This window comes from Anabaena sp. CA = ATCC 33047 (assembly GCF_963870205.1).
Classification (GTDB): Bacteria; Cyanobacteriota; Cyanobacteriia; order Cyanobacteriales; family Nostocaceae; genus Trichormus.
Map to the genome: position 1 here is coordinate 315,182 of NZ_CAWMSA010000044.1, position 13,155 is coordinate 328,336.

12 protein-coding genes are annotated in these 13,155 nt (G+C 39.6%); 9 read left to right on the plus strand and 3 right to left on the minus strand.

Going from position 1 to position 13,155, the window contains the following annotated elements; genetic code table 11:
• The first annotated feature begins 55 nt into the window (after positions 1-55).
• Positions 56-583: an SMC-Scp complex subunit ScpB gene (gene scpB, locus AACS98_RS13280; protein WP_066380526.1), complete on the plus strand. Its 528-nt coding sequence runs from the start codon at positions 56-58 to the stop codon at positions 581-583.
• A gap of 160 nt (positions 584-743) precedes the next feature.
• Positions 744-1,091, plus strand: a complete 348-nt coding sequence (locus tag AACS98_RS13285; protein WP_066380527.1) for a DUF760 domain-containing protein — start codon at positions 744-746, stop codon at positions 1,089-1,091.
• A gap of 146 nt (positions 1,092-1,237) precedes the next feature.
• Here AACS98_RS13285 and AACS98_RS13290 read toward each other — a convergent pair whose 3' ends face one another.
• A complete protein-coding gene (locus tag AACS98_RS13290; protein WP_066380534.1) occupies positions 1,238-2,443 on the minus strand; it encodes an HhoA/HhoB/HtrA family serine endopeptidase in 1,206 nt (401 codons plus the stop codon).
• A gap of 498 nt (positions 2,444-2,941) precedes the next feature.
• On the opposite strand from AACS98_RS13290, the gene AACS98_RS13295 reads away from it, so the two are divergent.
• A complete protein-coding gene (locus AACS98_RS13295; RefSeq protein WP_066380536.1) occupies positions 2,942-3,829 on the plus strand; it encodes a LysM peptidoglycan-binding domain-containing M23 family metallopeptidase in 888 nt (295 codons plus the stop codon).
• 206 nt (positions 3,830-4,035) lie between these two features.
• Here the strand turns inward: AACS98_RS13295 and AACS98_RS13300 are convergent, their stop codons facing one another.
• On the minus strand, positions 4,036-4,221 hold the full coding sequence (locus tag AACS98_RS13300; RefSeq protein ID WP_066380537.1) for a hypothetical protein: 186 nt from the start codon (positions 4,219-4,221) through the stop codon (positions 4,036-4,038).
• Positions 4,222-4,440: 219 nt separating this feature from the next.
• Here AACS98_RS13300 and AACS98_RS13305 point away from each other — a divergent pair, with 219 nt between their 5' ends.
• The 5 genes from AACS98_RS13305 (at position 4,441) to avd (ending at position 9,828) form a co-directional block, all read left to right on the plus strand.
• On the plus strand, positions 4,441-5,571 hold the full coding sequence (locus tag AACS98_RS13305; protein WP_157087517.1) for a hypothetical protein: 1,131 nt from the start codon (positions 4,441-4,443) through the stop codon (positions 5,569-5,571).
• Positions 5,568-6,584, plus strand: a complete 1,017-nt coding sequence (locus tag AACS98_RS13310) for an AAA family ATPase (RefSeq protein WP_066380541.1) — start codon at positions 5,568-5,570, stop codon at positions 6,582-6,584. The genes AACS98_RS13305 and AACS98_RS13310 overlap by 4 nt, the downstream gene beginning before the upstream one ends.
• Entirely contained in the window at positions 6,584-7,666 is a 1,083-nt protein-coding gene (locus tag AACS98_RS13315; RefSeq protein WP_066380544.1) for a hypothetical protein, read from the plus strand. The genes AACS98_RS13310 and AACS98_RS13315 overlap by 1 nt, the downstream gene beginning before the upstream one ends.
• Positions 7,667-7,814: 148 nt before the next feature.
• Positions 7,815-9,350 carry a formylglycine-generating enzyme family protein gene (locus tag AACS98_RS13320; protein ID WP_066380546.1) on the plus strand — a complete coding sequence of 512 codons (1,536 nt, stop codon included), beginning with the start codon at positions 7,815-7,817 and terminating at the stop codon, positions 9,348-9,350.
• 139 nt (positions 9,351-9,489) lie between these two features.
• Complete coding sequence (gene avd, locus AACS98_RS13325; protein ID WP_066380548.1) at positions 9,490-9,828, plus strand: diversity-generating retroelement protein Avd; 339 nt, start codon at positions 9,490-9,492, stop codon at positions 9,826-9,828.
• Positions 9,829-10,144: 316 nt separating this feature from the next.
• On the opposite strand, the gene AACS98_RS13330 is transcribed toward avd, so the two are convergent.
• Positions 10,145-11,170, minus strand: a complete 1,026-nt coding sequence (locus tag AACS98_RS13330) for an isochorismatase (RefSeq protein WP_066380550.1) — start codon at positions 11,168-11,170, stop codon at positions 10,145-10,147.
• Between the two features lie 462 nt (positions 11,171-11,632).
• Here AACS98_RS13330 and ispG point away from each other — a divergent pair, with 462 nt between their 5' ends.
• Positions 11,633-12,859, plus strand: a complete 1,227-nt coding sequence (gene ispG / locus AACS98_RS13335) for a (E)-4-hydroxy-3-methylbut-2-enyl-diphosphate synthase (protein ID WP_066380551.1) — start codon at positions 11,633-11,635, stop codon at positions 12,857-12,859.
• Positions 12,860-13,155 lie beyond the last annotated feature (296 nt).

Here is a 13,155-nt window from a genome sequence, read left to right on the forward strand (position 1 = left end):
TGAGGAATTTTGTAGATGTAAGCCTGAGCATAGGCTATGAGAGAATGTTGAATTTATGACTACAGTCACAGCGACTAAGATAGAAGCGATTCTCTATTTAAAGGGTAAACCCTTGTCGCTCGGAGAAATTGCCGAGTATGCCGCTTGCGATCGCGCCACGGTCGAAGAAGGTATGATTGAACTAATGGACAACTACGCCCGTCGAGATAGCGCGTTGGAAGTCGTAGAAACCCCAGATGGTTACAGTTTGCAACTGCGGTCTGATTATCATGACTTAGTACAAACCCTGATACCAGTAGAATTAGGACTAGGAGCATTAAGGACACTAGCAGCGATCGCCCTCAATAGTCCCATACTCCAAACTGATTTAATTAACCTGCGTGGTTCAGGAGTATATCAACACGTTGCCGAACTTGTAGAGCTTGGTTTTGTTCGCAAAAAGCGTGATAGTGAATCCCGTTCCTATTCTTTACAAATCACCCCAAAATTTCATCAATATTTCCAAATTGAACAACTCCCCCAAATTCTCGCAAAAGAACCAAAAGAACAACAACTAGAACTAGAGTTAGGGACTGGGGAATAGGGACTCTTGACTGGGGACTCTTGACTGGGGAATGGGGAGTAAGGGAGAAATTCTTGAAGAGTTAACCATCAACCATCAACCATCAACCACCCCGAATTAAACACTAACCTCCGAGGATGGTTTAAAGTAGAACTAGCAACTAAGCTAAAAAAAATTGCCAATGGTGTTTGATCCAGACTTTTTGAACGACAACTCCGAGGAACACCCCAACCAGCTACTTTCTGAACACTTTGGGGAAAACCCCAATCAGTTACTAAAGTATCTCCAACATCAGCCTCCTGAAGTTCTAGCCCGCGTTGCCCAATCCGTTAGCCCAGAAATTAAACAGATTATTACTCAGAACGTCCAAGGGCTAGTAGGAATGCTGCCGGCAGAAAATTTCAACGTCCAAATCACCACCGATAGAGAAAACCTAGCCGGGCTATTAGCATCGGCAATGATGACGGGTTATTTTCTACGCCAAATGGAACAAAGGATGCAGTTAGATCATTTGTCTAATAATCAATAGTCAATAGAAATGTGATTATCTCAGACGAGAAGCCCTCTTCTCTAGGAGACGCTATCGCCCACAAGCGTAATAGCGTCTTTCAAATAGTCAAAAAAGGTCAAAGGCTAATGACTAATGACTAATCACTAATCACTAATCACTAATCGCTACTTTTTCGGGTAAACGCCCGACTGCACCTTGACAGTCAGAATTTTGCCACTGCGGTTGACTTCAAGAGCTAGAATATCTCCCACAGTGGTAGATTCCACGTATTTTTGAACTTGGGCCGATGTTTTCACAGGTTTATTGTTAATTTTTTGAATCACATCACCAGGAAGTAACCCCGCCCGTTGAGCCGGGGAATCTGCTATTACCTTTCTAATCACCACACCGGTGTCTGGCTGAATATTCAGTTGATTTTCTTGATTAATCTGCTGCTTTTTTTGAGGAGATAAATCTGTCATTTCAATCCCCAAGAAAGGATGTTCTGCCTTGCCTTTGGTAAACAGTTCATTAGCAACGCGGGCAGCAGTTTCAATCGGGATAGCAAAACCCAGTCCTTGAGCATCTGCACGAATAGCGGTGTTAACTCCTATAACTTCTCCTTGGGCATTTAACAAAGGCCCGCCAGAGTTACCGGGGTTAATTGCTGCATCAGTTTGAATAAAGCTGACTCGTTTATCAGGGACACCAACCTGTGCGCTAGTGCGGTCAGTTGCGCTGATAATACCAATAGTGACAGTATTATCTAAGCCTAAAGGATTTCCGATCGCGATCGCCCACTGACCAGGAATTAAATTTTGTGAATTACCCAACCTCACCGTCGGTAAGTTATCGGCGGAAATCTTCACCACAGCCACATCTGTAATCGTATCCACACCTACCACATCACCTTTAAAGGTTCGCCCATCCTTAAGCGTTACCTGTACTGTATCAGTGTCAGCGACAACATGGGCATTTGTCAGCAATTGCCCCTTTTCGCTTAAAATAAAACCTGAACCCGTGCCGCGTTCAATACGTTCCTGTGGAATTGGCTGTTCCTCTTCTCCGAAGAACCGCCGCAAAAACGGATTTTTTAAAGCATCAGAAATAGGATTCGGGACTTTACGCGTAGCATTAATTCTTACCACAGCCGGGCCGACTTTTTGTACCGCATTAGCGATAAAATTGAGATTATCGCCCCCAGTCGCGGGTAAAGAATTAGTCACAGGATTAGGAGTTACAGATTCCGAAGGTAACGTAACTGCAACATTTTTCAGTTGTTGAAACGAACGATTTTGTGGAAACAGGTAGCGACTGCCCGTCAAACCTGCACCAGCACCAATCGTCAATATAGATAAATAAACAGCTAATTGCCTTAAGGATAAATTCATAAAAATACGTAGAAACCTAGCAGCAAATGGAACTCTAAAGAAACACGATTTCAGCCACTTTCAGCACAGTCTTCTTGGGAGGTTGCATATACATCAACATGATTTAGTTAAGAAAATATACTATTAACTTTTGCTAGTTTGTAGTAAGGACTTTAGTCCTGATAACAAACTTGTTCTAACTTCACAATCTGTCTTCTGATAGCCTTAACTAAAATGTATTGGTATATACATCTATCTAACAATGACCATGCTCAAGGATAGCAATAGGTTGCTAATTTCTAAGTGTAATCAAGCCATTAGCTAGTGGGCAGATAAACTTAACATACAGTTGCTTTTTAGCGACTGGTGACTGGTGACTGGGGATAAGGAGAAAATAACAACCTGTAGAGACTTTGCATGCAACGTCTCTACATATATGCCCAGTGCATCAATGCCCCATGCCCAATTCCCAATTCCCTGATCTAATATCTAGAGTTAAGGCTTTCTTAACTTGTATCCATGACTTTTCTCTATCGTTTTGCTTTTCTGAGTGGCGTAGTCAGTGCTTTAACACTAGCAACTCTACTACCAAGCTCAAACAATGTTAGTCTTGCTGTAGAAGGTTGTCCAGTTCCGGCTTTATCTCGGTTTCGGCGGCATACAGTCACTCGTGGTGATACCTTAGTGAGCATTGCACAACGTTACAATCTCGTGCCAGAAACGATAGTAGGTATGAACCCATCTCTACAGAATGGTTCTCTACCTGCTGTGGGAAGTCAACTACAGATTCCGCCTTATAATGGGGTGGTAGTGGAAGTACCACGCGGTCAAACTTGGCGACAAATAGCCACAAGATATAAAGTCCGTCCTGATACGCTATTTGAAATCAACGGTTGTCAAAAAGACCCTAGAATTGTATTTGTACCGGGGATAAATTGGTCGCCCAATGGTTTTACTCCCTCCCCTAAGACAAATACTACATCTACTGCCACAGTTCAGTTATCTGGCTATCCATTTCAGCAAACAGCACAGGTAGCTTTACCCTATGGTTGGCAGATTAATCCATATACAGGTAAAGTATTTTTTCATAGTGGCGTAGATTTGTTAGCAGATGTCGGCACACCTGTAGGAGCGATCGCACCTGGTAAAGTAGTATTTGCCAAAGAACAGGGAACTTATGGTAATCTAGTCATCATCAACCACAACGGCGGACTACAAACCCGTTACGCCCATCTAGATAATATTCAAGTCAAAGTAGGGCAGCAAGTCAATCAAGGACAGTTATTAGGAAGCGTCGGCACAACAGGACAACCCACCGCTAGACAACCCCATTTGCATTTTGAAATTCGTTCCAGTTCCTCTTTAGGTTGGGTAGCAGAAAACCCTAAAGATTATTTAACACCATAAGTAATGTAGGGTGTGTGACGGCGCGAAATAATTAAAATATCCCACTACTGAGTCAGATCCCCGACTTCTTAAAGAAGTCGGGGATCTATCGCATAATTACAGCATATTTCATCTTAGTGAGGTACAAACTGAAATCATAAAACCCTTGTGGAACAGGCATCCTGCCTGTTAACCTTGTACCTCAGAACTTAGGAAACTGCTGTATGTCACTCATCGCCTTTGCCAGACGATATCTCAAAAATTGTCACCACTACAGGACAAGTAGCGATCGCTGTTCCTTGAGGTAAGCGATTAGTAGCTTCTAAAGCAATGATACCAGACAGGAATAAACCAGCTAACCCAATTTTCATGTTGGACTGCCAATTGGTTTTAGGGGTTTTGTTTTGCGCCATAGAGATCATATCCTCCTTATCGATTGACTCGTTTGTGTTCCTCGATGACAACCAATATTGCAAACTCATAACCCCCTCTGTGCTGATGATCACGCTGATGATCAGCAAAATTGACAAAAACTTTGGTAAAATGCCTGACAGCTAATAACAGTAGGTTTTCTAGCCTACAAAAAATTTCTCTTTTTTAAAATGCTGATGATCAGCAATTTAGTTTCCAGTATGACAGGCGATCGCACTCCTAAACCAAGTTTTGTTTTAACTGACGAGGGATTAAATAAACTCGAATATTTGTTAAAGAGATATTTTCCTGACCGTAAAAAAATCTATAATACCCATATCCAAGCAGAGTTTTCGTTAGATAGAGCAACGATTGGAAAAATTAGAAAGAGAACAGCAGGAGTTAATGAAGTAACTCTTGAGTCTTTTTTTGATAAATTAGTAACCAAATGTCAAGAAAAGTATCCGAAAGATAATTTTGATAACTATTATTTAGAAAACTCTGATTATCAAGAATTTCATAATAATAATCATAAGACATCTCCAAAACCGTCTAAACAATCAGTTGAAAATAATTCTAGTGAAAACATCATAAATGCACTAAAAAAATTAAATTATAATGAACAAGAAAAGGATTTTAGAGATTATATAACTAAAATTGTTGAAAACAAATACGCAGCTACTTTTTTAATTCACGGTCAATATGGATACGGTCAACGCTGGTTAGTGAATCGACTTTGTGAACAAGTTGATGATGGTTTAACTACTGCTTTTTGTCATCCTATCAATTTGACTAAAAAACATCGTGATATTCAAAGAATATGGGATGATATAGCTGCTAAAGTCGGTAGTAGCTCTAGGAATCCTCAAACAATTGTAGATGTGATTTATACACATTGGCAAACACAACCCATTTTGCTATGTTTCCACAACGTCGATGTAGTTGGTTGCCAAGAGTTAAACAAATTTATAGAACCATTTTGGAAATATTTACATGAAAAAATTAAGCATCCTAACACAGTAAATACTCAACCTTTATTATTGTTTTTAATAGATAATTATGGACAGCAAAAATTTAGCAATTTATTTAATCAAATCAGTAAGGAGTATGATATTGAAAATAATATTTTATTGGAGATAAAAGAATTAGATAAATTTTCGGATGCAGAAATTAAAATATGGACTAAATGTTATCAAAAAATTTTTAAATCTCATGATGCAAAATCAAATTTAAGTGAAATAACTCAAGAGATTATTAGCTATAATAATACACCTATTCAGGCTATTGAGTACATCTGCCAATGTTTTGATTTAAATTGGAAAATTGATATTGAAAGAACACTACCACTATGACTAACAAACAACTAGAATATAAATACACAGGCGAGCCAGAATACCAGCCTCAAATTGACACCAATAACACAGAACTGCGAGGACAAAAACAATATCCTTACCTACCAAATGCAGGATTAATCCAAGCGGTTAACTTAGCAATTTATCTCCAGCGTCCCCTATTGCTACAAGGCGAACCCGGTTGTGGTAAAACACTTTTAGCAAGTGCTATAGCTCATGAATTTACCATTCGCTTTCAAGCAGAATTAGCATCTTTAGAACTTACAGAATATCCTTACTTTCCTTGGTATATAAAATCTACCACCCGCGCCAAAGAAGGTTTATATACCTATGATGCTGTGGGACGTTTGCGGGATGCTCAATTAATTAATGCTGACTTTTTAGACAACACAGAAAAACAACAAAAACTAAAACTACTACAAGATAAAGATGCTTATATTACCTGGGGAGTCTTGGGTAATGCTTTTCAAGTAGAAAAATTGCGTCCGATAGTCTTAATTGACGAAATCGATAAAGCTGATATTGATTTTCCCAACGACCTTTTACTAGAGTTAGATAAATCAGAATTTAAAGTTACTGAAACCAAGGAAATAATAAAAGCCAAGCAAACACCAATTGTCATCATCACCAGTAATAGCGAAAAAGACTTACCGGATGCTTTTTTGCGACGGTGTATTTATTATTATCTAGATTTTCCTGATCAAGAACAATTAATTAAAATCGTCAATTCTCACTTCCCTAAAACTAAGCATAAAACATTAGTCAAGACTGCCGTTGATAAATTTCTTGAGTTACGTAATACTGGCAATAGACGAAAAGACGGTAAAAAAGCTAGTACCAGCGAACTCATAGACTTAATACGCTGGTTGAAAAAAGATTATACTGACACCGAAGCTGCTATCAAAGCGATTAACGAAATCGGTCAACCAGAAAATCGTCATTTATTGGGAATATTGCTGAAAACTAAAGAAGACCAAGAATATTATCACAACAATCACAACCAACAGTCATAATGAGTCAGCCAAAACCACCCCTATTCGATTTCTTTATCTTGATGCGAGATGAAGCTGGCTTATCTTTGACTATTGACCAATATTACCTATTAATAGAAGCACTACATGGTGGATTTGGTTTAGCTAGTCTAGAAGAATTAAAACAAGTTTGTCGCTTGTTGTGGTTGAAACCAAAATCATCAATTCAAGCTGCAAAATTTGACCAATACTTTGATGATTATTTTCGCCAGGATGATGATTTAAATAAAATTATAAATAAAGATGATACTCTAAAATCATCAGCTAACCAACAATTACCTGATAAGCAAAAAGACGAACCTACGAATGAAACAGAAAAAGATGTAACAGATACAAAACCACAACAAAATTTACCAGAAATTCCTGTAGTTCCCATTGCTTTACGGACTCAACTATTACCAAAAAAACCATATACAGATAAAAAATATCAATTTGATGTCATTGATTTCCCCGTCACCGAACGACAAATACAGCGCAGTTGGCGTTACTTGCGTCATCCCATTCGCGAGGGAGAACTAACAGAAATAGACATAGAAGCCACCATCGCTAAAATCTGCCAAGAAGGAATATTTTTAGAACCAGTATTAATTCCTAATCGAATTAATCGAGCCGAATTACTCCTATTAATTGACGCTTCTAATTCCATGATTCCCTTTAATCTCCTATCGCAAAAATTAGTAGACCATCTCCAAGGAGGACGCTTAGGTAAAGCTCAAACATACTATTTTCGCAACTGTCCTCAAGATTATTTATATTTCCATCCCCAGCGTCCCGAAGCTCAACTTTTGCATGAATTACTCCCCAAATTGCATACTAAACGCACCGTAGCTTTAATTATTAGTGATGCTGGTGCGGCTCGTGGTGGGATTAACCGCCGGAGAATTGAGTTAACCAAGGAATTTCTGATAAAATTAGGTGAGTCTGTGCGTCATATTGCATGGTTAAATCCCGTACCGGAAGAACGCTGGCTAGGTACAACCGCCGGATACATTCAAGAATTAGTTCCCATGTTTGAACTTGACAGTTCAGGAATTAAAGCCGCCATGCGAGTAGGGAGGGGGTGATAACAATTCAAAAGTCAAAAGTCAAAATTCAAAATTCAAAATTATAAATGAAATTATAAATGTAGGTTGGGTTAAGCGCAGCGCAACCCAACACCAATATCTATGTTGGGTTTCCTTACCTCAACCCAACCTACAAAACTGATAACTTATGAGCAACCACTCACTACCCAAATACTTCCGCCAACGCTTTGGAAAACCACATCTTGACTTAGCTTGTCATGCGGCGTTTCCCTTAGCACTCACACCAGAACTTTTATATTTACTGCGAGAAAACTTTTTACCAAACACACCTTATATAGCCGTTGCTGATATTTTACTGATTTTGTGCGACCCTGTAGGCTATCAACTTTATGAACTAGATCCAAAACTCCGCCACGAATTACTAAATGACCTCATCAAAGACTCCCGCTTTGGTGAAACCAGACTCAAACAGTTGTCTGATTTTATGGTGGCTTATATTAAACAAGAACTACAAACTAATGACTATGCTGCTGAAGACTTCGGTGCTGCACCTCATTGGACAGCATTGGCTTATACTAACTCTCAAGCAGCAGTTAAAGATATTGCTCAAGCTTTAAAAAATGCTTTGGAAAAAACACCCGCAGATTGGGTGAAATTAAGTTATTTAATGGAAAGTTACGCTGATACTGACCCATTAATTAAAGTAGGATTTGAACCTTTATTAACTTTATCTCGTGGTTGGGAGGCAAAAGCTAGAGGAGACGAAGAAACAGCCGAGGCTGAATTTAGGCAATTGCGTCAACAATATGGCGACTCTTTGAAATTTGAGGATCTGGAGCTTAAAATACCCTCAGAGGGTGATGATAGCTTATCAACATTTTCCTTTGAAGTCGTCACCGTTAACCGTCGTGGTGAAATTACTAAAACAGAAACTAAACAAGCTCAATATTTCACTGAAAATTTAGGCGATCGTGTCACATTAGATATGGTGGCGATTCCTGGTGGTAAATTTATGATGGGTTCGCCACAGGGTGAAGGCGACAAAGATGAATATCCCCAGCATCAGGTGACAGTCAGCCCATTTTTTATGGGTAAATATCAGGTGACACAAGCCCAATGGCGGGCTGTGGCTAAATTACCGCAGGTGGAGAGAGAGTTACAACTAGAACCGTCAAGATTTAAAGGTGATGATCTTCCCGTTGAGAAAATTTCGTGGTATGATGCAGAAGAGTTTTGTAAAAGACTCTCAAAATACACCGGACGACAATATCGTTTACCCACTGAAGCGGAATGGGAATACGCCTGTCGCGCTGGAACAAAAACACCATTTCATTTTGGTGAGACAATCACAGGTGAGTTAGCTAATTATGATGCTAGCAATACCTTTGCAGATGAGCCAAAAAAAGAGTATCGAGAAAAAACTACTGTTGTAGGTAGTTTTAAACCGAACGCTTTTGGTTTATATGATATGCACGGGAACGTGTGGGAATGGTGTCAAGACCATTGGCATGATGATTATCAAGGTGCGCCTAAAGATGGTAGTGCTTGGTTAATTGATGCTGATGATAATGATAATCAGATACGAGTGCTGCGCGGTGGTTCGTGGTTCCTCAATCCTGAGGATTGCCGTTCTGCTAATCGCAGCAGGTTCTACCCCGTCAACGACGACAACCTCAACGGTTTTCGGGTGGTTTGCGTTGGTGCTGCGGCGAGGACAATGTAACCCTTTACACTTCTGCCCTCTTGCCCTTTATTCTCTTTTCTTTACCCTTGTTAAGTGTAGCGGAGCGGAACGATCAAAATTTTTTTCAAATAATTGATCTACAATCTACCTTAACTGTTCTGAGTATAGCACAAAAAAAATGGAAGATTTACCGATTATCCAAAAAACTTATGATTTTATTGCCTGGTATGCCCCAATTTTGAGCCGCTTACCTAAAACACACAAATTTACATTGGGTGATAGGATGCTAAATAGACTATATCATATCTTAGAGGGACTAATCACAGCGCGTTATGCCAAACAAAAAATCACCATCTTAGAATCACTCAACACCGAGCTAGATATTCTCCGCTATCAAACCCGACTCTTGCTAGATTTGCACCTCATCCCCATCTACCGCTACGAATACGCAGGTAAATTCATCAATGATATTGGCACAGACTTAGGCGGTTGGCTCAAACAACAAAAACAACGTTAGCTGTCAACACCCACAACCTCTATTTTTTTATATATTTAGATATTTTTAATTATTATAAATTATTAATCATTTTATAAGTAATTAAGTAAGTCGGCGGAAATAAATATAACTATGTTAAGTAATGTAAAATTATAGAAATCGAGTTTGTAGTGAGGACTTTAGTCCTCATGAAAGGGCTTTAGCCCTTACTACAAACCTTTAATTATTTACACCGACCTACTTATATCTATTCAATCCAACTTAAAAAACCTAACCCCCCTTTGCCCCCCTTCCCTTGTAGGGAATGGGGGTTGTAGAGACGTTGCATGCAACGTCTCTACATTTGTAGTAAGCTAGATTTAATAATCTGCATACCTGCTGCTGCGAATCTAGCAAATGCTGCATCTGCGGCTTCTGTATAGTCAACTACCCCAGGAACTACAACAGGCGAAGTACAATCTTCTAGCAAATATATTTTCTTCGCCAAACCCGCATCTATTTGGTTAATTTCTGTTAATAAATCATCAATAGTCCAAGCCACACAATGACTTTTAGCTTGCCCTGCAATCACCACTACATCAAATTCTAAAAGCTGTTGAATTAATGACGTATTTTTGTGAGCCAGTGGACTATTATCAAAACCTTGTAAAACTTCTGGACGTAAAACCGAATAATTTTCTGTTAAAGGATGATTACCTTTGATTTCAAATTGGGTTTGACTTTGCCTAGCAACACAGTGGAAAAATATTGCTTCTTCCACCGCAGAAACTAAAGCATGACCAATACCACCTAACATAGAATGATAAGGCCAAACAGTCAGAGGATATTTACCATCTTGACTGAGTTGCTTAACGTAGTGGTAAGCGTGTTTTGTTAATAATTCATAATTGGCATTTGTAATACTATTAGCAATATCTGGGTTAACTTGCCAAATTCCCTTTTCAATATCGGCGGGAGTAATATTAGTAGCGGCTGGTGTGGGATGTTCTCCTGCATTATTCACCCAAAAAATCGGATGAAAAATTTGCATTGTGGTGTGTGTGTCGAGGGTAGGAATAATTTTAGTAATTCTGCCTAAATTGTGATAGATAAATTCACATATTCGGCGATTATCATCTACTGCGCCAGTTCCAGATTTACCACCGACAAATAACTCAAATCCAGGGATGCAGAATGTGTTTTGGACATCGATTAACAATAGACAAATGCGCGTTTTGTCAAGGGCTGCTGGTGAAATATGATGTTGTTTCGCCCAAGCTTCTGCTTCGCTAGCGCGTTGCTGATATGGTACTCGCCAGACTTCACCGACTGTTTCGGGGTGAAAGTGTGGGGGGATAGGTAATTGATTTGTTTGAGTAGACATATTTATAGAGGTTTTTAATTTAACTGTAGTTGATTTTTGAGTTATTTATTTGTATCAGAAAGTCTCTACATTTGCAGGGTTCATTTAGCTTCTGGTGGGCATTGCTCAAAATATATCAAACTCAGTGTCTTAGCAGCTTGCAAGCAATGCCCACCCTACAAACTAGCTCATTCCCTTGTAGGGAAGGGGGGGTTGTAGTAGAGACGTTGCATGCAACGTCTCTACATTTGCAGGTTCATTTAGCTTCTGGTGGGCATTGCTCAAGATATATCAAACTCAGTGTCTTAGCAGTTTGCAAGCAATGCCCACCCTACAACTGTGATGTTAATCATCTGGTGCTATTCTAACTATCTACCTTTTTTATTATCCCAGCGTTCAAAATAGCCCATCCTATGGCAATCTGAGAGACAGAGGCTCAATAATTTTGATATTTTAGCTACAGCAAATCTCAGTAATAAGGTTATGCAAACTCTGCCGACTCCCGCAACATCCGCTACCACAGCAAATCAACCCCTATTTGATACCACTATTAAACGGCGGAAAACCCGTCCGGTAAAGGTGGGCAATATCACCATTGGCGGCGGCTACCCTGTAGTCGTGCAGTCAATGATTAATGAAGATACTCTTGATATTGATGGTTCTGTCGCAGCTATTCGTCGCTTGCACGAGGTTGGCTGTGAAATTGTCCGCGTTACAGTACCTAGTCTGGCTCATGCGGCAGCATTAGCAGATATTAAACGAAAACTCATCCAAACTTACCAAGATGTGCCAATTGTTGCCGATGTGCATCACAATGGCATGAAAATTGCTCTGGAAGTTGCCAAGCACATTGAGAAGGTAAGAATTAATCCAGGGTTATATGTGTTTGAAAAACCAAACGCTAACAGAACCGAATACACTCAAGCTGAATTTGATGAAATTGGGGAAAAAATCCGCGAAACTCTAGAACCTCTGGTAGTTTCTCTGCGTGACCAAGGCAAAGCTATGCGAATCGGTGTAAATCACGGTTCTCTGGCGGAAAGAATGCTGTTTACCTACGGCGATACCCCAGAAGGCATGGTAGAATCTGCTTTAGAGTTTATTCGCATCTGTGAATCTCTAGATTTCCGTAACTTGGTCGTTTCCATGAAAGCCTCACGAGTTCCTGTGATGGTTGCTGCTTATCGCCTCATGGCCAAGCGCATGGATGAATTGGGGATGGACTACCCCCTACATTTGGGTGTGACAGAAGCCGGTGACGGGGAATACGGACGGATTAAATCAACTGCTGGTATTGCTACCTTACTATCTGATGGTATTGGTGATACAATTCGCGTTTCGCTGACAGAAGCACCAGAAAAAGAAATTCCGGTGTGTTACAGCATTCTGCAAGCGTTAGGTTTGCGGAAAACTATGGTGGAATATGTGGCTTGTCCTTCCTGTGGACGGACTTTGTTTAACCTAGAGGAAGTTTTACATAGAGTCCGGGAAGCTACTAAACACCTGACTGGTTTAGATATTGCTGTGATGGGTTGTATTGTCAATGGCCCTGGAGAAATGGCTGATGCTGACTATGGTTATGTCGGCAAAAATCCCGGTTTTATTTCTTTATACCGTGGTAGAGAAGAAATCAAAAAAGTTCCAGAGGATAAAGGTGTAGAGGAGTTGATTAATTTAATCAAAGCTGATGGGCGTTGGGTAGATCCTTAGAGTAGGTAGGGGGATGAGGGGGACAAATCAATTCAAAATTCAAAATTCAAAATTCAAAATTCAAAATTTCATAATTTTGCCTCAGAATTCTTGAATTTTGACTTGTTTGATGACCAATCCCCAGTCCCCTCAAAATTCAAAATTCAAAATTCAAAATTCAAAATTTCATAATTTTGCCTCAGAATTATTGACTTTTGACTTGTTTGATGACCAATCCCCAGTCCCCAGTCCCCAGTCCCCTCAAAATTCAAAATTCAAAATTCAAAATTCAAAATTTCATAATTTTGCCTCAGAAT

Bases quoted from the DNA above. Each gene is read 5' to 3' on its own strand.
- AACS98_RS13290 (WP_066380534.1), bottom strand. From the start codon at position 2,443: ATGAATTTATCCTTAAGGCAATTAGCTGTTTATTTATCTATATTGACG.
- AACS98_RS13310 (WP_066380541.1), top strand. From the start codon at position 5,568: ATGACTAACAAACAACTAGAATATAAATACACAGGCGAGCCAGAATAC.
- avd (WP_066380548.1), top strand. From the start codon at position 9,490: ATGGAAGATTTACCGATTATCCAAAAAACTTATGATTTTATTGCCTGG.
- AACS98_RS13300 (WP_066380537.1), bottom strand. From the start codon at position 4,221: ATGGCGCAAAACAAAACCCCTAAAACCAATTGGCAGTCCAACATGAAA.
- AACS98_RS13330 (WP_066380550.1), bottom strand. From the start codon at position 11,170: ATGTCTACTCAAACAAATCAATTACCTATCCCCCCACACTTTCACCCC.
- AACS98_RS13305 (WP_157087517.1), top strand. From the start codon at position 4,441: ATGACAGGCGATCGCACTCCTAAACCAAGTTTTGTTTTAACTGACGAG.
- ispG (WP_066380551.1), top strand. From the start codon at position 11,633: ATGCAAACTCTGCCGACTCCCGCAACATCCGCTACCACAGCAAATCAA.
- AACS98_RS13320 (WP_066380546.1), top strand. From the start codon at position 7,815: ATGAGCAACCACTCACTACCCAAATACTTCCGCCAACGCTTTGGAAAA.
- scpB (WP_066380526.1), top strand. From the start codon at position 56: ATGACTACAGTCACAGCGACTAAGATAGAAGCGATTCTCTATTTAAAG.
- AACS98_RS13315 (WP_066380544.1), top strand. From the start codon at position 6,584: ATGAGTCAGCCAAAACCACCCCTATTCGATTTCTTTATCTTGATGCGA.
- AACS98_RS13285 (WP_066380527.1), top strand. From the start codon at position 744: ATGGTGTTTGATCCAGACTTTTTGAACGACAACTCCGAGGAACACCCC.
- AACS98_RS13295 (WP_066380536.1), top strand. From the start codon at position 2,942: ATGACTTTTCTCTATCGTTTTGCTTTTCTGAGTGGCGTAGTCAGTGCT.